The 19462-nt window shown below is 70.7% G+C and carries 21 protein-coding genes; 11 read left to right on the top strand and 10 right to left on the bottom strand.

Translation table 11 applies throughout. From position 1 onward, the window contains the following. Nucleotides 1-13: 13 nt before the first annotated feature. From rpsU to CSC66_RS07905, 9 genes are all read left to right on the top strand, one after another. A complete protein-coding gene (rpsU, locus tag CSC66_RS07945) occupies nt 14-229 on the top strand; it encodes a 30S ribosomal protein S21 (protein ID WP_052631395.1) in 216 nt (71 codons plus the stop codon). 159 nt (nt 230-388) lie between these two features. Further along, entirely contained in the window at nt 389-835 is a 447-nt protein-coding gene (locus CSC66_RS07940; protein WP_162376867.1) for a GatB/YqeY domain-containing protein, read from the top strand. Between the two features lie 88 nt (nt 836-923). Beyond that, nucleotides 924-2312 (top strand): PQQ-dependent sugar dehydrogenase, encoded by a 1389-nt coding sequence (locus CSC66_RS07935; protein WP_162376866.1) that lies wholly within the window; start codon nt 924-926, stop codon nt 2310-2312. A 137-nt stretch (nt 2313-2449) separates the two neighbouring features. Further along, on the top strand, nt 2450-2980 hold the full coding sequence (locus CSC66_RS07930) for a GNAT family N-acetyltransferase (protein WP_162376865.1): 531 nt from the start codon (nt 2450-2452) through the stop codon (nt 2978-2980). Between the two features lie 32 nt (nt 2981-3012). Beyond that, complete coding sequence (locus CSC66_RS07925; RefSeq protein WP_162376864.1) at nt 3013-3936, top strand: YihY/virulence factor BrkB family protein; 924 nt, start codon at nt 3013-3015, stop codon at nt 3934-3936. A 123-nt stretch (nt 3937-4059) separates the two neighbouring features. Next, entirely contained in the window at nt 4060-5781 is a 1722-nt protein-coding gene (dnaG, locus tag CSC66_RS07920) for a DNA primase (RefSeq protein ID WP_162376863.1), read from the top strand. Between the two features lie 43 nt (nt 5782-5824). Continuing rightward, complete coding sequence (locus CSC66_RS07915) at nt 5825-8245, top strand: alpha/beta fold hydrolase (RefSeq protein ID WP_162376862.1); 2421 nt, start codon at nt 5825-5827, stop codon at nt 8243-8245. 208 nt (nt 8246-8453) lie between these two features. Further along, nucleotides 8454-8729: a TFIIB-type zinc ribbon-containing protein gene (locus CSC66_RS07910; protein ID WP_162376861.1), complete on the top strand. Its 276-nt coding sequence runs from the start codon at nt 8454-8456 to the stop codon at nt 8727-8729. A 90-nt stretch (nt 8730-8819) separates the two neighbouring features. Further along, nucleotides 8820-9566 (top strand): TerC family protein, encoded by a 747-nt coding sequence (locus CSC66_RS07905; RefSeq protein ID WP_162376860.1) that lies wholly within the window; start codon nt 8820-8822, stop codon nt 9564-9566. Nucleotides 9567-9705: 139 nt separating this feature from the next. Here CSC66_RS07905 and cyoE read toward each other — a convergent pair whose 3' ends face one another. From cyoE to CSC66_RS07885, 4 genes are read right to left on the bottom strand one after another with little or no spacing between them, the layout of a single operon-like run. Then, complete coding sequence (cyoE, locus tag CSC66_RS07900; RefSeq protein ID WP_162376859.1) at nt 9706-10602, bottom strand: heme o synthase; 897 nt, start codon at nt 10600-10602, stop codon at nt 9706-9708. Next, complete coding sequence (locus tag CSC66_RS07895; RefSeq protein WP_162376858.1) at nt 10599-11786, bottom strand: COX15/CtaA family protein; 1188 nt, start codon at nt 11784-11786, stop codon at nt 10599-10601. The genes cyoE and CSC66_RS07895 overlap by 4 nt, the downstream gene beginning before the upstream one ends. A 13-nt stretch (nt 11787-11799) precedes the next feature. After that, nucleotides 11800-12372, bottom strand: a complete 573-nt coding sequence (locus CSC66_RS07890) for a hypothetical protein (RefSeq protein WP_162376857.1) — start codon at nt 12370-12372, stop codon at nt 11800-11802. Nucleotides 12373-12409: 37 nt separating this feature from the next. Continuing rightward, entirely contained in the window at nt 12410-13135 is a 726-nt protein-coding gene (locus CSC66_RS07885; RefSeq protein WP_162376856.1) for an SURF1 family protein, read from the bottom strand. Between the two features lie 69 nt (nt 13136-13204). Between CSC66_RS07885 and CSC66_RS07880 the strand changes: the two genes are divergently transcribed. Then, nucleotides 13205-13423 carry a twin transmembrane helix small protein gene (locus tag CSC66_RS07880; protein WP_162376855.1) on the top strand — a complete coding sequence of 73 codons (219 nt, stop codon included), beginning with the start codon at nt 13205-13207 and terminating at the stop codon, nt 13421-13423. Between the two features lie 132 nt (nt 13424-13555). Here CSC66_RS07880 and CSC66_RS07875 read toward each other — a convergent pair whose 3' ends face one another. From CSC66_RS07875 to CSC66_RS07855, 6 genes are all read right to left on the bottom strand, one after another. Continuing rightward, complete coding sequence (locus CSC66_RS07875; protein ID WP_162376854.1) at nt 13556-14425, bottom strand: cytochrome c oxidase subunit 3; 870 nt, start codon at nt 14423-14425, stop codon at nt 13556-13558. Between the two features lie 19 nt (nt 14426-14444). Beyond that, nucleotides 14445-15050, bottom strand: a complete 606-nt coding sequence (locus CSC66_RS07870; protein ID WP_162376853.1) for a cytochrome c oxidase assembly protein — start codon at nt 15048-15050, stop codon at nt 14445-14447. Then, nucleotides 15047-15181, bottom strand: coding sequence for a hypothetical protein (locus CSC66_RS17695; RefSeq protein WP_274381861.1), 135 nt, complete (start codon nt 15179-15181; stop codon nt 15047-15049). Before CSC66_RS17695 ends, CSC66_RS07870 begins: the two co-directional genes overlap by 4 nt. A gap of 96 nt (nt 15182-15277) precedes the next feature. Next, nucleotides 15278-16891, bottom strand: a complete 1614-nt coding sequence (gene ctaD / locus CSC66_RS07865) for a cytochrome c oxidase subunit I (RefSeq protein ID WP_162376852.1) — start codon at nt 16889-16891, stop codon at nt 15278-15280. A gap of 65 nt (nt 16892-16956) precedes the next feature. Further along, complete coding sequence (coxB, locus tag CSC66_RS07860; RefSeq protein WP_238394331.1) at nt 16957-17862, bottom strand: cytochrome c oxidase subunit II; 906 nt, start codon at nt 17860-17862, stop codon at nt 16957-16959. A 52-nt stretch (nt 17863-17914) separates the two neighbouring features. Continuing rightward, on the bottom strand, nt 17915-18394 hold the full coding sequence (locus CSC66_RS07855) for a DUF2244 domain-containing protein (RefSeq protein ID WP_162376850.1): 480 nt from the start codon (nt 18392-18394) through the stop codon (nt 17915-17917). 229 nt (nt 18395-18623) lie between these two features. Between CSC66_RS07855 and CSC66_RS07850 the strand changes: the two genes are divergently transcribed. Continuing rightward, complete coding sequence (locus CSC66_RS07850) at nt 18624-19325, top strand: AraC family transcriptional regulator (RefSeq protein ID WP_238394340.1); 702 nt, start codon at nt 18624-18626, stop codon at nt 19323-19325. Nucleotides 19326-19462: the final 137 nt, after the last annotated feature.

The following is a 19462-nucleotide window of genomic DNA, read 5'->3' as shown; positions in this document are numbered from 1 at the left end:
TCCCGGAGATTCCATGCCCAGCGTCAAAGTCCGCGAGAACGAGCCCTTCGAGTTCGCGCTGCGCCGTTTCAAGCGCACCTGCGAGAAGGCCGGCGTCCTGGCCGAAACCCGCAAGCGCGAGTTCTACGAGAAGCCGACCCAGGAGCGCAAGCGCAAGGCCGCCGCGGCGGTGAAGCGCCAGGTGCGCCGGATGTCGCGCGACGTCACCAAGCGCCAGCGCCTCTACTGAGGCCAGCGGTTGTTGCCGGGGCGCCCGCACGGGCCGCCCCGTCGATGAGGCAAACCGAAAGCCGGCACGCCCACGCGTCGCCGGCTTTTTGTGTTTCCCGCGAAACCTTACCTGCCGCCGTGCCGGCGCATCCCCTCCACCGAACCGACAGGCCCCGCCATGACCCTCAAGCAGCAACTGACCGACGACATGAAGGCCGCGATGAAGAGCGGCGACAAGGACAGCCTGGGCGTGATCCGCCTGATCAACGCCGCGATCAAGCAGAAGGAAGTGGACGAGCGGGTCGAACTGGACGACGCCGCGGTGCTGGCCGTGCTCGACAAGATGGTCAAGCAGCGCAAGGACTCGGTGACCCAGTACGAAGCCGCCGCGCGCGAGGACCTGGCCGCGATCGAGCGCGCCGAGATCGTGGTGATCGAGCGCTACCTGCCGGCCAAGCTGGACGAGGCCGCGATCCTGGCCGCGATCGACGCGGCCATCGCGCAGACCGGTGCGAGCGGCGCGGCCGACATGGGCAAGCTGATGGGCGTGCTCAAGCCGCAGCTGGCCGGCCAGGCCGACATGGGCCAGGTCTCGGCCCTGGTGAAGCGCCGCCTGGCGGGCTGAGCCCACGCGCGGGCCGGCGACATCGGCCCTGACCGGGCCGTCACGGCGCCGCTGCTGCAATGCCCGCTCCCCACGAGGAGCGGGCCCCATGGCGGCACCCACCTTCAGGCGCATCCGGCCGGCACTGCTGGCGACGGCGCTCGCCGCCACCCTCGTCGGCTGCATCAGCAGCCACCAGCCGCCGGTGAACGAGACCGCGTCTGCGGCGGCCACCGCGGCGCAGGCACCGGCGTACCCGCCCGGCACCGGGCCATCGCCCGAACTGCCGGCGCCAGTGTCGACCGCCATTCCCGTGGTCGAGATCGCACCGGCCGTCGGCTGGCCGGAGGACGGCCAGCCGCGACCCGCCGACGGCTTCCAGGTCACCGCGTTCGCGCGCGGCCTGGACCATCCGCGCACCTTGCTGGTCCTGCCCAACGGCGACGTGCTGGTGGCCGAAACCAACAAGCCCGCGCCGGCCGAACCGGTCCGCGGCCTGCGCCCGAAGGCCATGGCCGCGGTCCAGGAGCGCGCCGGCGCCGGCGTGCCCAGCGCCGACCGGATCACCCTGTTGCGCGACGCCGACGGCGATGGCGTGGCCGAGCAACGCCACGTCTTCCTCGAGGGCCTGCACTCGCCGTTCGGCATGGCGCTGGTCGGCGACACCCTGTACGTCGCCAACGCCGACGCCCTGGTGAAGGTGCGCTACGACGCCGGCGCGACCGCGATCGCCACCAGGCCCACCCGCGTCGTCGGCCTGCCCGCCGGGCGCAACCACCACTGGACCAAGTCGCTGGTCGCCAACCCGGCGGGCGCCACGCTGTACGTCGGCGTGGGCTCGAACAGCAACATCGCCGAGAACGGCATGGACGAGGAGGTCGAGCGTGCCGCGGTGCTGGAAGTGGACCCGGCCGCCGGCAACCGCCGGGTGTATGCCGGCGGCCTGCGCAATCCGACCGCGCTGGCGATCCATCCCCGCGATCGGCGCCTGTGGGCGGTGGTCAACGAGCGCGACGAGCTCGGCAACGACCTGGTGCCCGACTACCTGACCTCGGTCGCCGAGGGTGCCTTCTACGGCTGGCCCTACAGCTACTGGGGCCAGCACGTGGACACGCGGGTCGAACCGCAGGATCCGTCGCTGGTCGCGCGCGCGGTGGTGCCCGACTACGGCCTGGGCTCCCACGTCGCGCCGCTGGGCCTGGCGTTCTACGCGGCGGACGCGCTGCCGGCGCGCTATCGCGACGGCGCCTTCATCGGCCTGCATGGTTCCTGGAACCGTTCGCCGAAAGTCGGGTACCAGGTGGTGTTCGTGCCGTTCACCGACGGCCGTCCCTCCGGCCCGCCGGAAACCGTGCTCGAAGGATTCGTCGGCGATGACGGCAAGGCCCGCGGGCGCCCGGTCGGCGTGGCGGTGGACGCCGGCGGCGGCGTGCTGGTCGCCGACGATGTCGGCAACGCGATCTGGCGTGTGACCGCCACTTCCACCAGCACCAAGTAGGCAGCTAGGGATCCACGGGGCGGCAGGGAAGCCACCGCCTCCGGCACGAGCGGCACGGCACGGGGCACCACCCTCATGACCCGGCGAAGACGCGCCCATTGCCGCCACAATGGAGGCGACTTCCCAGGGCCGCCGTCATGCCGAACGACACGATCCACCTGCGCCCGGCCGTACCCGCCGACATCCCGCTGGTCCTCGAACTGATCGCCGGCCTGGCCGAGTACGAACGCCTGGCGCACGAGGCGGTGGCTACCGCTGCGGACCTGAAAGCGGCCCTGTTCGGCCCGCGCCCGGCCGCCGAGGTGGTGATCGCCGAATGCGATGGCCAGCCGGCCGGCTTCGCCCTCTTCTTCGTCTCCTTCTCCACCTTCCTCGGCAAGCCGGGCCTGTACCTGGAAGACCTGTACGTGCTGCCGGCGCTGCGCGGCCGCGGCATCGGCAGGCGGCTGATGGTGCACCTGGCGCGGCTGGCGCTTGAACGCGGCTACGGCCGCTTCGAGTGGTCGGTGCTGGACTGGAACACGCCGGCGATCGACTTCTACCGCAGCCTCGGTGCCCGGCCGATGGAAGGCTGGACCGTGCAGCGTGTCAGCGGCGACGCCCTGCGCAGCCTGGCCGCGAATGGCGACGCGGGCTCCGCTCACGCGCCTGCCACGCCGCCTGGGTGACGCTGGCGGGGCCCGTGCATCCCGCCCATGCGATGAAGCGCCTGTCCCCCGCCAAGCTGCGCCGCCACCTCGACCGCCTCGAACAGAGCCTGCCGGCGGCGCTGGTCCGGCGCTTCGCCGAGGCGGACCTGATGACCCAGGCCGCCTCGCTCTCCTTCTACACGCTGCTGTCGCTGGCGCCGCTGCTGGTGCTGCTGCTGTGGCTGACCGCGTCGCTGTATCCGCCGGCGCAGGCGTCGCTGGTCGCGCAGATCGGCGACCTGGCCGGTCCCAGCGCCGAGGCGGTGGCCGCGACGGTGATCCGCAATGCCGACGCGCAGCCGGACATCGGCTCGCTGGCCGGGGTATGGAGCCTGGCCCTGCTGTTCGTCGGCGCCACGGTGGTGTTCGCCCAGCTGCAGGGGGCGCTCAACCTGATCTTCCGCACCGGCGGCGAGCGGCTCGGCGGCCTGCGTGCCTGGCTGCGCAAGCGGGTGTTCTCGCTGGGCGTGGTGCTGGCGCTGGGCTTCCTGCTGATCGTGTCGATGATCGCGACCACCGCGCTGCAGGTGGTGTTCGCGCACCTGCCCTCGGTGCTGCCGGCGATCGGCTACGCGACCACCCTGCTGCTCTACACGCTGGCCTTCGCCTTCCTCTACCACTACCTGCCCGACCGCCGGGTGGCCTGGCGGCAGGCGTTCCTGGGCGGCGCGATCACCGCGCTGCTGTTCGCCCTCGGCCGCTACCTGATCGGCCTGTACCTGGCGCAGGCCGCGCCCGGCAGCGCCTACGGCTCGATGGGCGCGCTGGTCCTGCTTCTGCTGTGGACCTACTACGCGGCGGTGGTGTTCTTCGCCGGCGCGCTGATCACCGCGGTCATCGACGAGCGCATGCATTCGCGATCGAAGCTGCGTGCGTCGGGTTTCGGCAGCGGCTCGGGCCTGGCCGCCGGACAGGGTGCCCACCCCCGCGGTTGAGCGGCGCCAGGGCGCTGCCCCCGGCCGGACGACCGGCGGTCTGGGGCGCAGTCTCCTGAGGGGCTCCTGCGTTTACCGTGAGGTAAAGCGGACCGGACCCGCGCGGATGGCTATCCTATTGCGATGGCCCGCCTGTCCGACGCGTTCATCGACGACCTGCTCGCACGCTCCGACATCGTCGAGATCGTCGGTTCGCGCGTGCCGCTCAAGCGCAAGGGCCGCGAGTACAGCGCGCCGTGCCCGTTCCACGACGAGCGCACGCCCTCGTTCTACGTTTCGCCGACCAAGCAGTTCTACCACTGCTTCGGCTGCGGCGCGCACGGCACCGCGATCAGCTTCCTGATGAACTACGACCGGCTCGAGTTCCTCGACGCGGTCGAGGAACTGGCGCGCCGGGCCGGCATCGAGGTGCCCAAGGAGACCCGCCAGAACAACCAGGACAGCGACCTGCGCGACCAGTACGCGGCGCTGGAAGCGGCCGCGAAACTGTTCCAGCGGCAGCTGGCCGACAGTCCGCGCGCGCGCGACTACCTGGACGGCCGTGGCGTCGACGCGGACAACCGCGCCCGCTTTTCCATCGGCTACGCCGCCGACGGCTATTCCACGCTCAAGGACGCGCTGGGCACCGACGAGCGCCGGCTCAAGCTGCTCGAACGCACCGGCATGCTGTCGAAGAACGACCGCGGCCACGTCTACGACAAGTTCCGCGACCGGGTGATGTTCCCGATCCACGACCGCCGCGGGCGCGTGATCGCCTTCGGCGGCCGCGTACTCGACAAGGACGCCAGTCCGAAATACCTCAACTCGCCCGAGACCGCGCTGTTCCACAAGGGCCGCGAGCTGTACGGCCTGTGGCAGGCGCGCCAGGCCAACCAGAAGCTGGCACGGCTGATCGTGGTCGAGGGTTACATGGACGTGGTCGCGCTGTTCCAGCACGGCATCACCCAGGCGGTGGCCACGCTGGGCACCGCCACCACCGCCGACCACGCCGAGCTGCTGTTCCGCAACGCGCCGGACGTGTACTTCTGCTTCGACGGCGACGCCGCCGGCCGCCGCGCCGGCTGGCGTGCGGTCGAGTCGGTGCTGCCGCGAATGAAGGACGGACGCCAGGCGTTCTTCCTGTTCCTGCCCGACGGCGAGGATCCGGACAGCATCGTGCGCAAGGAAGGCGCCGCCGGCTTCGACGCGCGCCTGGCCCAGGCCACGCCGCTGTCGCAGTTCTTCTTCGAGGAACTGGGCCGCGACATCAACCGCGGCACGCTCGACGGCCGTGCGCGCCTGGCCGAGCGCGCACGGCCGCTGCTGGCGCAGCTTCCCGATGGTGCCTTCGCCGACCTGATGCGGCAGGAACTGCAACGCCAGACCGGCGTCGATGCCGCCCGCCCAGTCGCCGAGGCGCGCCCGCCGGCGCGCCAGGCCGCCCCCGCGCAGCAGCGGCGCAGCCTGGTGCGCAGCGTGATCGCGCTGCTGCTGCAGCAGCCATCGCTGGGCCTGCAGCTGGAGCGCCCCTACCGGTTCGCCGAGCTGCGCCTGCCGGGCGTGCCCTTGCTGCTGGAAATCCTGGACGTGGTCGCGCAGCGGCCGGAGATCAGCACCGGCGCCCTGCTCGAACATTTCGCCGCGCACGAACAGGCCGAGGCGCTGCGCAGGCTCGCCGCGCAGGTCCTGCCCGGCGAGGAGGCCAGCTGGGCGCACGAGCTGCACGACGCCGTCGCGCAGCTCGAACGGCAGACGGTGCAACAGCGCATCGACGAGCTCCAGCAGAAGCAGCGCGCGCAGGGACTGGACGAGACCGACAAGTACGAGATGCGGATGCTGCTGCAGGGACTGGCCGGCCGCGGATAGGCCGTTTACCCTGCAGGCTGGTATCGCACTCCGCAGGTCCTCGATGCGCCACCACCTGTTCACCGCCTTCCTGCTCGCCCTGCTGCCGTTGCAGGCCGCGGCCGCCGATCCGGTACAGCGCCAGGTGGCCGGCAACCGCACCACCGAGAACGTGCCCGAGGTGCCGGCCGACCTGCTCGAACGCCTGGACCGCTACCAGAACACCCGAGGCGCCAGCCTCGCCGGCTGGACGCGCGAGGGCTGCCTGCTGGTCAGCACGCGCTTCGCCGAGACCGCCCAGGCCCATCGCGTCTGCACGCCGCTGGGCATGCGCGAGCAGCTGACCTTCCATCGCGAGCCGGTCACGGGGCTGGTGCCGGCGCCGCCGGGCGCATGGCGCGATGGCTTCATATTCGCCAAGGACCGCGGCGGCGACGAGTTCTCGCAGCTGTACTGGTTCGACGACGCCACCCGCGGCACCACCCTGCTCACCGACGGCAGGCGCAGCCAGAACGGTGGCGCGGTGGTCAGCCGCGACGGCGGGCTGCTGGCCTACTCGAGCACGGCTCGCAACGGCACCGATCGCGACATCTGGGTGCGCGACACGCGCAGCGGCCGGTCGCGCGCGGTATTGACCGAGGGCGGCAGCTGGAGCGCCAGCGATTTCTCGCCCGACGGCACGCGCCTGCTGGTCAGCCGTTATGTCTCGGCCAACGAGAGCTATCCGGGCGAGCTGGAACTGGCCGCCGGCAAGCTGGCGATGTTCCCGGTCGATGGCGGCAAGGCCGCGCTGGGCCAGTTCCGGTACGCGCCGGATGGGAAGGGCGTGTTCTACATCTCCGACGAGGACATCGCCGGCAAGCCGCAGCAGTTCCGCACCCTGCGCTGGCACGGTCCGGGCATGGGCGCGCCGAAGCTGGTCAGCGCGCATATCCCCTGGGACGTGGACGAGGTGCGCATCGCCGGCGACGGCCGCCACCTGGCCTACAGCACCAACGAGGACGGCATCTCGCGCCTGCACGTGTTGCGCCTGCCGGGCCTGCAGCCGGTGGAGTTGCCGGCGCTGCGCGCGCTGCCGGTCGGGGTGATCGGCAACTTCGACTTCTCCCCGGACGGCAGGCGCCTGGCGCTGGACCTCAACAGCGCCACCTCGCCCAGCGACGTGTACGTGCTGCCGCTGGACGGCAAGGCGCTCGAACGCTGGACGCGCAGCGAAGTCGGCGGCCTGGATGCGTCCGCGTTCGTCGCGCCGACGTTGATCCGTTACCCGACCTTCGACCAGCTCGACGGCAAGCCGCGCACGATCCCCACGTTCTACTACCGCCCGGCCGAGACGGCGGCATCGGGCAAGCATCCGGTGCTGATCAACATCCACGGGGGCCCGGAAGGCCAGGCGCAGCCGGTGTTCAATCCTACCATCCAGTTCATGCTCGCCGACCTGGGCGTGGCGGTGCTGGTGCCGAACGTGCGCGGCTCTTCCGGCTACGGCAAGGACTACCTGCAGGCCGACAACGGCTTCAGGCGCGAGGACTCGGTCAAGGACATCGGCGCGCTACTCGACTGGATCGCCACCCGGCCGGAGCTGGATGCCTCGCGCGTAGGCGTCCATGGCGGCAGCTACGGCGGCTACATGGTGCTGGCGGCGCTGATGCACTACAGCGACCGCATCCGCGCCGGGATCGACGTGGTCGGCATCTCCGACTTCCGCACCTTCCTGCAGAACACCGAGAACTACCGCCGCGACCTGCGCCGCGCCGAGTACGGCGACGAGCGCGACCCGGCAATGGCCGAATTCTTCGCCCGGATCGCCCCGCTCAACCACGCCGACCGGATCCGCGCGCCGCTGTTCGTCGCCCAGGGCCGCAACGACCCGCGCGTGCCCTGGACCGAAGCCGAGCAGATCGTGAAGGCGGTGCGCGGCAATGGCCAGCCGGTGTGGTACCTGGAGTTCGCCGACGAGGGCCACGGCTTCCGCAAGAAGACCAACACCGACTACTTCAACGCCGCCTCGATGCTGTTCTGGCAGCAGCACCTGCTCGACGGCCCGGACCGCTTCGCCGAGCTGCGCGCCGGCCTGCGCACCGGCGGCCAGCCGACCGCGCAGGACCTGGCCCGACTCAAGGAGCAGGGCGTGCGCACGGTGATCGACCTGCGCGGTCCGGGTGAGGACCGCGGCTTCGACGAGGCCGCCGAAGCGGCCCGCCTGGGGCTGGAGTACGTCGCCCTGCCGATCGCCGGCAAGGACGACGTCACCCCCGCCAATGCCGATGCGCTGGCCGCACTGCTCGCTGAGCGCGGCGACGGCGTACTGCTGCATTGCGCCTCCGGCAACCGCGCCGGCGCGTTGCTGGCGTTGGGCGCCGCGCGCGCCGGGATGCCGGCCGCCGAGGCGCTCGCCCTGGGCCGGAAAGCCGGCCTGGCCTCGCTGGAGCCGGTCGTGGCCGCGCAGCTGGAGCGCACCGGTGCGCCTGCCGGGGCGGAGTGACCGCCGCCTGCCAGTCATGATGCGCGTGCTAGGATCGCGCATCGAAGGGGAGTAGCCCCCAACGCCCGCGTCGTCATTACGGACCCCGGTCCCGGCGCGGCGGCAGGCCCAAAGGCCTGTGGGCAAGACCTTCGCCGTCCCACGGCGAAGGTGCGTCCATTTCCGGAGCACGGCCGTCGTGGCCCTGGATTTCCCGGAGCCTCCCCACATGCAATGCCCCGCCTGCAAGACCGTCAACCTGGCCATGACCGATCGCCAGGGCATCGAGATCGACTACTGCCCGCAATGCCGCGGCGTCTGGCTCGACCGCGGCGAACTGGACCGCCTGATCGAGCGCGCCGGCGCCGACGTGCCCGCGCAGCGCCCGGCCTACCGCCCCGACGAGCGGCACGCACCACGTCCGCACGGCCATCACGACGCCCACGGTTACGGCCACAAGCCGCGCAAGCCCAAGTCGCTGCTCGGCGAACTGTTCGACTTCTAGCGGCCCAGCCCGCATCCTTCCGCTGACCACCACGCCGCGTGCACCCGCACGCGGGCACCCTCCGGCCGCACCCCTTCGACCGAACCCGCCATGGAATCCCTGTTCACCCCCGAAATCCTGATCGCCCTGGCGACCCTGACCGCGCTCGAGCTGGTCCTGGGCATCGACAACATCATCTTCATCTCGATCCTCGCCGGGCGCCTGCCGCCGGAGCAGCGCGCCCGCGCGCGCCGGCTGGGCATCGCCGGCGCGGCGATCACGCGGCTCGGCCTGCTGTTCGCCATCGTCTGGATCACGCGCCTGACCTATCCGGTCTTCGAAGCCTTTGGCCAGCCGTTCTCGTGGCGCGACATGATTCTGATCGGCGGCGGCCTGTTCCTGATCGCCAAGGCCACGCTGGAGATCCACCACAAGGTCGAGGGCGCCGGCGGCGACCCTTCGCTCAAGCGCGCGGCCACCTCGTTCGCCGGCGTGATCGCCCAGATCATGGTGCTGGACATCGTGTTCTCGCTGGACTCGATCATCACCGCGGTCGGCATGGTCGACGAGCGCTGGGTCATGGTCACCGCGATCGTGGTGTCGATCGCCTTCATGCTGGCCTTCGCCGGCCCGATCGGCGACTTCGTCGAACGCCATCCGACGGTCAAGGTGCTCGCGCTGAGCTTCCTGATCATGATCGGCCTGGTGCTGATCGCCGACGGCTTCGGCATGCACATCCCGAAGGGCTACGTGTACACCGCCATGGCCTTCTCGGTGTTCGTCGAGGCGATCAACATGTGGATCCGCAGCCGCGAGAAGAAGGCCGCCGCCGCGGCCGGCGAGGCGGGCGGCGGCTGACGGTCCTCGATACCGGGCAGACCGCCCCGTAGAGCGGGGCTTGCCCCGCTGCTTTTCGTGGCGCGGAAGCCTCGAGGGCAGCGGGGCAAGCCCCGCTCTACGTGGACCCGGTCGCGGTGGCGGCGACCGAGCCGCCGCTTCAGGCTGGCAGCAGCAGCGGCAGCCAGTGGTCGACCAGCAGGAAGGCGAAAAGCGCCATCAGGTAGATGATCGAGTAGTTGAACACGCGCATGGCGAAGAACTCGTCCGGCGGATCCAGCAGCCGCCAGGCGTACCAGAGGAACACGCTGCCCAGCACCAGCGCGCCACCCAGGTAGAAGAAGCCGCTCATACCGAACACCACCGGCAGGATGCTCACCTGCAGCAGCAGCACGGTGTAGAACAGGATCTGCCAGCGGGTGTAGGTGACGCCGTGGGTGACCGGCAACATCGGGATCAGCGCGCGGGCGTAGTCGTCGCGGCGGAAGATGGCCAGCGCCCAGAAATGCGGCGGCGTCCACACGAAGATGATCAGCACCAGCAGCAGCGCGTGCTGCCAGTCCCAGGCCCCGTCCATGTTGGTGACCGCGGCCCAGCCCAGCAGCGGCGGCGCCGCGCCCGCGACGCCGCCGATCACGATGTTCTGCGGCGTGGCGCGCTTGAGCCAGCCGGTGTAGACCACCGCGTAGCCGATCAGCGAGGCGAACGTCAGCACCGCGGTGACGGTGTTCACCCACAGCACCAGCACCAGCATCGAGGCGGCGCCGAGCACCAGCGCGAAGGCCAGCACCTGCGCCGGCCGCAACGCGCCGGTGGCCAGCGGCCGGTGCGCGGTGCGCGCCATGACCTTGTCGATGCGCTGGTCGATCAGGTGGTTGATCGCCGCGGCCGAGGACGCGGCCAGCCAGATGCCCAGCAGGCCGAGCAGCGCTTCGCGCGCCGGCGGCAGGCCGGGCACCGCCAGGAACATGCCGACCAGGGCGGTGAACACCAGCAGCGCGACCACGCGCGGCTTGGTCAGTTCCAGGTACTGGCGCCAGAGGGGAATGGCGCTCATGCGACCGACTCGGGTTCCTTCAGGCGCGCCAGCAGCGTCACCAGCACGAACAGCAGCGCCAGCGCGCCGGCGTTGTGCAGCACCGCCACCGACAGCGGCAGCGCGAGCTTGACGTTGAGGATGCCGAGGCTGACCTGCGCGACCACCAGCAGGCCCAGGGTGGTTGCCCAGCCGCGCATGCCGGGCAGGCGGTACAGGCGCAGCGCCAGCCACAGCAGGTACACGGCCACCACCACCGCCATCATCCGGTGCGCCATCTGGATGGCGATGCGCGAGGCGCCGTCCAGAACGCCGCCCTCGTAATCCACGCCGACGCCGCGCCAGAGGACGAAGCCCTCGTGGAAATCCGCCGGCGGCCACCACTGGCCCACGCATCGCGGGAAGTCGAGGTAGTGATGCTGCGCGGTGGTCCAGCCGCCGCCGCCGCAGGCGAGCGCGGCGTAGTTGGCGCTCGTCCAGCCGCCGAGCGCGATCTGCACGCCGAGCAGGACGATGCCGGCGATCACCCAGCGCCGCAGCCAGCGCGCATCGGCCAGGCGGATCGGCAGGCCGGTCGCGCGCCAGGCCATCCACAGCAGCAGCGAGAACGTGGCCAGGCCGCCGAGCAGGTGGCCCATCACGATGATCGGCTTGAGCAGCAGGGTCACGGTCCACTTGCCGAGCAGCGCCTGGAACACGATCACCGCCAGGGTCAGCGCCGCCGCGCGCGCCAGGTCGATGTTCGACCAGCGCAGGGCCGCCAGCAGCAGAACCGCCTCGCCCGCCCCCGCCAGCGCGAAGGCCAGGCCGATATGCCCCTGCATGTAGGCCGGTATGGCCGCGGCCACCAGCAGCGATGCGCCGACGACCTGGGCGACGCCGAACCGGCGTCGGCGCGCGGCCAGCAGCGCCAGCACCAGCACCAGCACGCCGAGCGAGGCGGCCAGGTGGCGGTGCACCTGCTCGCGCCAGGCCTTGTGGGTCTCGAACGGACGGATCTCGCTGGCCGCATGCGCGGCCGCGTCCTGCGGCGCCGACGGCCAGGTCGCGCGGCCGTAGCAGGTCGGCCAGTCCGGGCAGCTCAGGCCGGCGTCGGACAAGCGCACGAAGGCGCCGAACACCACCACGCAGGCGGTCAGCAGCACCGCCAGCCAGGCAATGCGGTGGAAATGGCGGGCCAACGCGGGCCGGACGATCGCGTTCATCGGCGCAGTGACCTCACTTGAGTTTCAGCAGGCGGGCGACATCGGTACGGATGCCGGCCGGGTCGGCCTGCGGCGGATAGCGCAGGATCACGAAGCCGTTGGGATCGATCACGTACAGCGGGATGCCGGCCGGGTCGTCGGCGCGCGGCAGGGCCGCGCGCAGCGTGTCGTCAGCGCGCAGCGGCCGCAACTCGGGCAACGCGGGTGCTCCGGGCGGCAAGGGGCCCAGCCAGAGGATCTCGACCTTGTCGGCGTTGTGGCCGAACAGCCGCCACACCTTGTCCAGTTCGGCGAGCAGGTGCCCGCAGTCGGCCGCGCATCCGGCCGGCGGCGCGACTGCGATCCGCCAGGTGCGGGACGCGGGGTTCCATTCGTAGGGCGTGCCGTCGGCGAGCAACGGGCGCATTTCGCGCAGGTCGGCCGGCGGCTGCAACAGCTCGCCGTGGTTCTTCAGGCCCGCGGGCATCCAGCCGCTGAGGCGCAGCAGGCCGGCACCGGCGGCGCTGCCGAAGAACAGGAGGAACAACGCGACCAGCATCAGGCGCCCGCGGCGGGTGCGGGCAGGATCGGGGGCAGGCAGGTTCATGGGCGGGATTTTCGCACGACACGCGCTATCGACGGACTCAGCGCCGGCGACGGGCCCGCAGCGTAAGCAGCAGCGCGATCACCAGCACCGCCGCGGACAGGGCGAACCACTGCACGGCATAGCCCAGGTGGCGCTCCGGCGGCAGCGTGTTGGCCAGCACTTCCAGGTCCCGCGCGTAGCCCATGGGCAGGTCGGGGTCCAGCCGCAGCACGCGCGGCGCCAGCGCGGGCAGGCCCAGCGCATCCGCCACTGCCGCCGGCTCCAGCACCACGGCCAGCAGCGTGCCATCGGCCTGCACCTCGAGCACCGGCGCGACCAGGCCCGGCGAGGGCGGCGGCGCCAGCAGCCCGGCCACGCGCGTGGCCGGCGGCCGCGGCACGTCGGGCAGGCGGCGGTCGCCCGGAAGCGGCAGCCAGCCCAGGTCGACCAGCAGCGGCGTGGCGTGCTCCGCCCGCGGCTGGAACACCCGGTACGCATGCACGCCCGCGCGACCACCACGGTTCTGGTTGTCCAGCAGCACCGCCGGCAACGGCAGGAACGCGCCCTCCCCGGCGGACCACCGGTAGCCGCGCGCGCTCGCCGGATCGGCCGCGGCGGACAACGGATCGGCTCGGCGGTCGGCCAGGACCTGCGCGGCGGCATCCACCTGGGCCTGCTTGGCGTGCATGCGCTGCAGCTGCCATGCGCCCAGCGAGGCGCACGCCGCCGCCACGGCCAGCGCCAGCAGCCAGCCGGCCCACAATGGCAGGCGTCGGCTGCTCATCGCGCCAGGCCCGTGCGTGCCTGCGATAATGCCGGGCACTGCATCCACGTCGCCGCCGAGGCCCGCGCCATGAACGATTCGCTCAAGACCCTGCTGGTGGTGGCGTTCCTGCTCGTCATCCTCTGGAACCTCGGCTCGGCCCTGTACTACCTGCTGGTCGACCGCGGCCAGAGCAAGCGCACGGTCAATGCGCTCACCCGCCGCATCGGCCTGTCGGTGGCGCTGATCCTGCTGGTCATCCTCGGCATCTGGACCGGGGTTATCCAGCCGCACGGCGTCGGCGGCTGAATCGGCCCCCGGCATACGGCATCGGGAATTCGGGATGGGTGAAAAGCCAAGGGCGCCGCGAGGGCGCCCTTGAGGGGGGGACTGCGCGGTTCGCGTCTGCGAAACCCGGATCCCAGCTCCCGAATCCCGCCCTTAGAGCACGTAGACGAACAGGAACAGCGCCAGCCAGACCACGTCCACGAAGTGCCAGTACCACGCGGCCGCTTCGAAGGCGAAATGGTTGTCGGGGGTGAAGTGGCCCTTGGCCACCCGCAGCCACATGATCGCCAGCATGATCGTGCCCAGCAGCACGTGCGCGCCGTGGAAGCCGGTGAGCATGAAGAAGGTCGAGCCGTAGATGCCCGAACCCAGGGTCAGGTTCAGCTCCTTGTAGGCGTGGATGTACTCCTCGGCCTGGAAGAACAGGAACAGCAGGCCGAGCAGGACCGTCAGGCCCAGCCACAGCAGCACCTGGCGGCGGGCATTGGCCTTGAGCGCGTGGTGGGCGATGGTCAGGGTCACGCCGGAGGTCAGCAGGATCAGGGTGTTGAGCAGCGGCAGGCCCCAGGCCGGGATGGTCTGGAACTGGCCACCGACCTGGCCCGGGCCGGCGGTCGGCCAGGCGGCGGAATAACCGTCCCACAGCAGGGCGTTGGTCATCACGCCGTCGCCTTCGCCGCCGAGCCATGGCAGGGCCAGGAGCCGGGCGTAGAACAGCGCGCCGAAGAACGCGGCGAAGAACATCACCTCGGAGAAGATGAACCAGATCATCCCCATCCGGAACGAGACGTCGACCTGGCGGTTGTAGTGGCCGGCCAGCGATTCGCGCACCACTTCGCTGAACCAGTAGAACAGCACCGCCAGCATCGCGGCCACGCCGGTGAAGAACACCCACTTGCCCCAGCCGAGGCCGTTGAGCCAGCTGGCCACGCCGATCATCAGCGTGAACAGCGCGACCGAGGCCATGATCGGCGCCTTGCTGTGGGTCGGTACGAAGTAGTGGTCCGTCTGCGGTTGGGCCATGGCGGTGGTTCCGTGCTCGTCAGGGCGCCGCGTGCGGCGCGTTGGTGGCCTGCGCCGCGCCCAGTCGCGCGGTCAGGTCCTCGTTCTTGAAGAAAGTGTAGGACAGGGTGATCGTCCTGACGTCGTCCGGCAGGTCCGGGTCGACGATGAAGCGCACCGGCATGTCGCGCTTCTCGCCCGGCTGCAGGGTCTGGGCGGTGAAGCAGAAGCACTCGGTCTTGGTGAAATGGGCCGAGGCACGCGCGGGCGCCACCGAGGGCACCGCGCTGCCGACGATCGGCCGGTCGCCGTCGTTGCGGGCGAAGTACAGCGCCTCGTTGAGTTCGCCCGGCACCACATCCATGGTCAGCTGCTCGGGCTCGAACGCCCACGGCAGCTTCGAATTGACCCCGCCGTCGAACTGCACCCTGACGGTGCGCGACTGCCGCTCGGCCGCGCCGGCCGCGGCGGCGGCGCCGGCACGGGCCTGACCGGTGCCGCCCTCCAGGCGGATGCCGAACACCTTCTCGCACGCGATCCGGTACAGCGGGACCAGCGAGAAGGTGAACGCGAACGCGAGCACGGCCACGCCTGCCAGCTTCAGCCAACCGGCGCCACGCCTGGCCGGGGACTGCGCCTGGCTCATGCGTTGAGCACGCCCGACAGGATGAAGCCCACGTAGATCGCCAGCGCGACCACGCCCAGCACCAGCGCCGTGCGCACCACGCCCTTGCGCCGCTGCGCGCTGTCCTGGTTGTGGTTGCCCGGTGCGGTCATGGGTCCGTGCTTCTCAGTTGCTCGTGTCGCCGATGAATCGGCTCCTACATTTGATACCCCGCACATGGATGTGCGGGCTCTTGCGAGGGACTCGCCTCAATGGCTCACGTCGCCGTGGGCCAGGTCGCCATCCTTGATCACCGGCGGGGTGGCGAAGGTGTGGTGCGGCGCCGGCGACGGCACGGTCCACTCCAGGCCGCGCGCCGATTCCCAGGCGCGCGCTTCGGCCTTGGCGCCGTTGCGCAGCGAGTGCCACAGGATCGCCGCCATCATGAACGGGGTGACGAACATGCCGAACGCGCCGATCGAGCTGACCAGGTTCCAGTCGGCGAACACCACGTTGTAGTCCGGGATGCGGCGCGGCATGCCGGCCAGGCCGAGGAAGTGCTGCGGGAAGAACAGCAGGTTGACGAACACCATCGTCCACCAGAAGTGGAACTTGGCCGCCTTCTCGCTGTACATGCGGCCGGTCCACTTCGGCCACCAGTAGTAGACCGCGGCGATCAGCGCGAACACCGCGCCGGTCACCAGCACGTAGTGGAAGTGCGCGACCACGAAGTAGGTGTCGTGGTACTGGAAGTCGGCCGGCACGATCGCCAGCATCAGGCCGGAGAAGCCGCCGATGGTGAACAGGATCACGAAGGCCACCGACCACAGCATCGGCGATTCGAAGGTGAGCGAGCCCTTCCACATCGTGCTGACCCAGTTGAACACCTTCACGCCGGTGGGCACCGCGATCAGCATCGTGGCGAACATGAAGTAGATCTCGCCGCCCAGCGGCATGCCCACGGTGAACATGTGGTGGGCCCAGACGATGAACGACAGGAACGCGATCGAGGCGGTCGCGTAGACCATGGCCTGGTAGCCGAACAGCGGCTTGCGGCTGAAGGTCGGGATGATCTCGCTGACCACGCCGAAGGCGGGCAGGATCATGATGTAGACCTCGGGATGGCCGAAGAACCAGAAGATGTGCTGGAACATCACCGGGTCGCCGCCGCCGGCCGCATTGAAGAAGCTCGTCCCGAAGAACTTGTCGGTCAGCAGCATGGTCACCGCGCCGGCCAGCACCGGCATGACCGCGATCAGCAGGAACGCGGTGATCAGCCAGGTCCAGCAGAAGATCGGCATCTTCAGCAGGTCCAGGCCCGGGGCGCGCATGTTCAGCACGGTGGCGATGATGTTGATCGCGCCCATGATCGAGCTGACGCCCATCATGTGGATGGCGAAGATCGTGAACGCCACGTTGTAGCCGCCCTGCAGCGACAGCGGCGGGTACAGCGTCCAGCCGCCGGCCGGGGCGCCGCCGGGCAGGAACAGCGTCATCAGCAGCAGGGTGAACGCGAACGGCATGATCCAGAAGGACCAGTTGTTCATGCGCGGCAGCGCCATGTCAGGCGCGCCGACCTGCAGCGGGATCATCCAGTTGGCCAGGCCGACGAAGGCCGGCATCACGCCGCCGAAGATCATGACCAGCGCGTGCACCGTGGTCATCTGGTTGAAGAACTCGGGGCTGACGAACTGCAGGCCCGGCTTCATCAGCTCGGCGCGGATCACCACCGACATGGCCGCGCCGATGATGAACATGGTGAAGGAGAACAGCAGGTACAGCGTGCCGATGTCCTTGTGGTTCGTGGAGAAGAACCAGCGCTCGAAGAACCCCTGCTTGTGGCCGTGGTGGTCGTCGTGGTGTCCGGCGGCGGAATGGGCCATGGCGTTGCTACCTCTGGAATGCGTTTGCGTGGCGGCCGCGCGGCGGCCGTTGCGTGTTCGTCGGATCAGCCCTGCGCGGCGGCGCCTTCGGGCGCGGCATCCTGCGGCGCGGCGTCGGCCGGCGTGGCGGCGTCGGCCGGCGCTTCGGCCGCCGGGGCCGGCGCCTCGGCGGCAGGCGGCGCGGCCGGGGCCGGCTTCTTCGCCGCCAGCCAGCGCGCGAACTCGTCCTTCGAGACCGCCTCGACCACGATCGGCATGAAGCCGTGGTCCTTGCCGCACAGCTCGGCGCACTGGCCGCGGTACACGCCGGGCTCCTTGATCTCGGTCCAGGCCTCGTTGATCAGGCCCGGGATGGCGTCCTGCTTCCAGCCCAGGGCCGGCACCCACCAGGCGTGGATCACGTCGTCGGCGGTGATGACGAAGCGGACCTTGGTGTCCACCGGCAGCACCAGGCGGTTGTCCACGTCCAGCAGGTAGTGCGGGTTCGCCTCGTGGGTCGGCTGCTCGCCGCTCTGGCGGATGCGGTCGGACTCGCGGTCCAGCCGGCTGGTGAAGGCCACGCCCTCGCCCAGGTACTCGTACTTCCACATCCACTGGTAGCCGGTGACCTTTACCGTCATCTCGGAATTGCGGGTGTCGTACATCGCGATCAGCTTGGCCGTGGCCGGCCACGCCATCGCGATCAGGATCAGCACCGGGATCACCGTCCAGATCACCTCGGCGGTGGTGTTGTGGCTGAACTGCGCCGCGACCGCGCCCTTGGAGCGGCGGAACTTGAACATCGCGTAGCCCATCGCGCCGAACACGATGACGCCGATGACCACGCAGACGATCAGCACGATCATGTGGGCTTCATAGGCGTTCTGCGAGGAGGCGGTCACGCCGCGCCCCATGTTCAGCTGCCAGCGGTGCGGGTCCGCCGACTGGGCCCAGGCCAGCGCCGGCGCCGCCAACAGCGCGCCTGCCGCCATCCACCGCTTCCACCATCCCTTCGCTTGCATCATTGCCTAGACCCTGGTTGCGTCATCGGTTGCGGCCGTCGCCATCGGCGGCCGCCAGGAATTGCTTCAAACACCCCGCCAGCTGCGAGCGTTCGGCCGGGCCCAGGAAAGCGCCCACCTCCACCCGCCTGCCGCTGGACGACAGCATCACCCTGCCGTCGTCCCCTTCCCGCTGCATCCGCACCCAGTGCGGATGGGCGCTGAAGAAGATATCGGCGCCGCGGCGGACTTCCACCGCCCCCGCGCCGATGGCGATCTCCTCGCCGCGTTCCCCGCTGCGCCACAGCCAGCGCAGCGCCAGCGCGAGCCCCGCGCTGTGCAGCAGGGCGAAGGCCGGTGCGAAGACGTTGCCGGCCAGCCAGCCGAGCCCGGCCACCAGCCACATCGCCCCCGAGAGCGCGGCGAACAGGCCCCTGAACTGGCGGGCCGACAGGGCCCGCGGCGGGCGCAGCCGCAACTGCGCGCCGGCATCGCCGGACCTGCCCGGAACCACCTCGATCATGCCGCCCACCGCCGCTTGCCGCCTGCGGAAAACATCGGGATGGTAAGCGTTGGGCATATCCAGCGGCAACTTGCATTGATCCGGCGCAGGCCGCGCGGGCCCGCCCTGGCGGGCCGCCACGGCCGCCCGCGCAGCGCCGGCGCGAGGCGGGCGGCCGCTCCGGCCCGCCGCCGGCCCTAGAATGACGCCTCCCCGGAAAGACCTGCGCCGCCGCGACGTGAAGCCTGCCCTGCCGACCGTGGACGCCGCCGAGGTCGAGGCCCTGTTCGACTCGATCCCCGACGTCCTGTTCTTCATCAAGGACCGGGAAGGCCGCTACACCCATGTCAACGCCACCATGCTGCGCCGGCTGGGGCTGCGCTCGCGCCGGGACATCATCGGCCGGCGCGCCAGCGAGGTGTACCCGGGCGGCCTGGGCGCCACCTACGGCCTGCAGGACCAGCAGGTGCTGGAGGGGGCGGTGATCGACAACCTGCTCGAGCTGCAGCTGTTCCCCGACCAGGAGCCCGGCTGGTGCCTGACCTGCAAGCGGCCGCTGCTGCGCGACGGCGAGGTCATCGGGCTGATCGGGATCTCCCGCGACCTGGCCAGCCGCGAGGGCCTGGAGGCCGATTACCGCTCGCTGCGGGAAGCGCTGGTCCACATGAACCGGCACTACGCCGAGAACGTCCGCGTCCAGGACCTGCTGGCGATCACCGGCTTCTCCGAGTCCAAGCTGGAGCGCACCTTCCAGAAGGTGTTCCAGCTGGCGCCGCTGCAACTGCTGACCCGGATCCGGATCCAGGCCGCGATGCACCGGCTGCACGGCCCCGGCAGCATCGCCTCGATCGCCCAGGCCTGCGGGTTCGGCGACCAGAGCGCCTTCACCCGCCGGTTCGTGGCACTGGTGGGCATGACCCCGAGCGAATACCGGGCCCTGCGCCGGGACTGACGGTCCAGCCGCTCCGACGCGCGGGGTGGCTTGCCGCCCGGCCACGCCATCCGCGGGCGCGGCCCGCCGCCCGCTCCCGCCCTCCCGCGGCCCCCACCGGCGTAGAGCGGGGCTTGCCCCGCTCTACGCCGGTGGGG

It is taken from the genome of Pseudoxanthomonas kaohsiungensis, from assembly GCF_010211765.1.
Taxonomy (GTDB): Bacteria; Pseudomonadota; Gammaproteobacteria; order Xanthomonadales; family Xanthomonadaceae; genus Pseudoxanthomonas; species Pseudoxanthomonas kaohsiungensis.
This window is presented reverse-complemented; position numbering and strand designations above follow the sequence as displayed.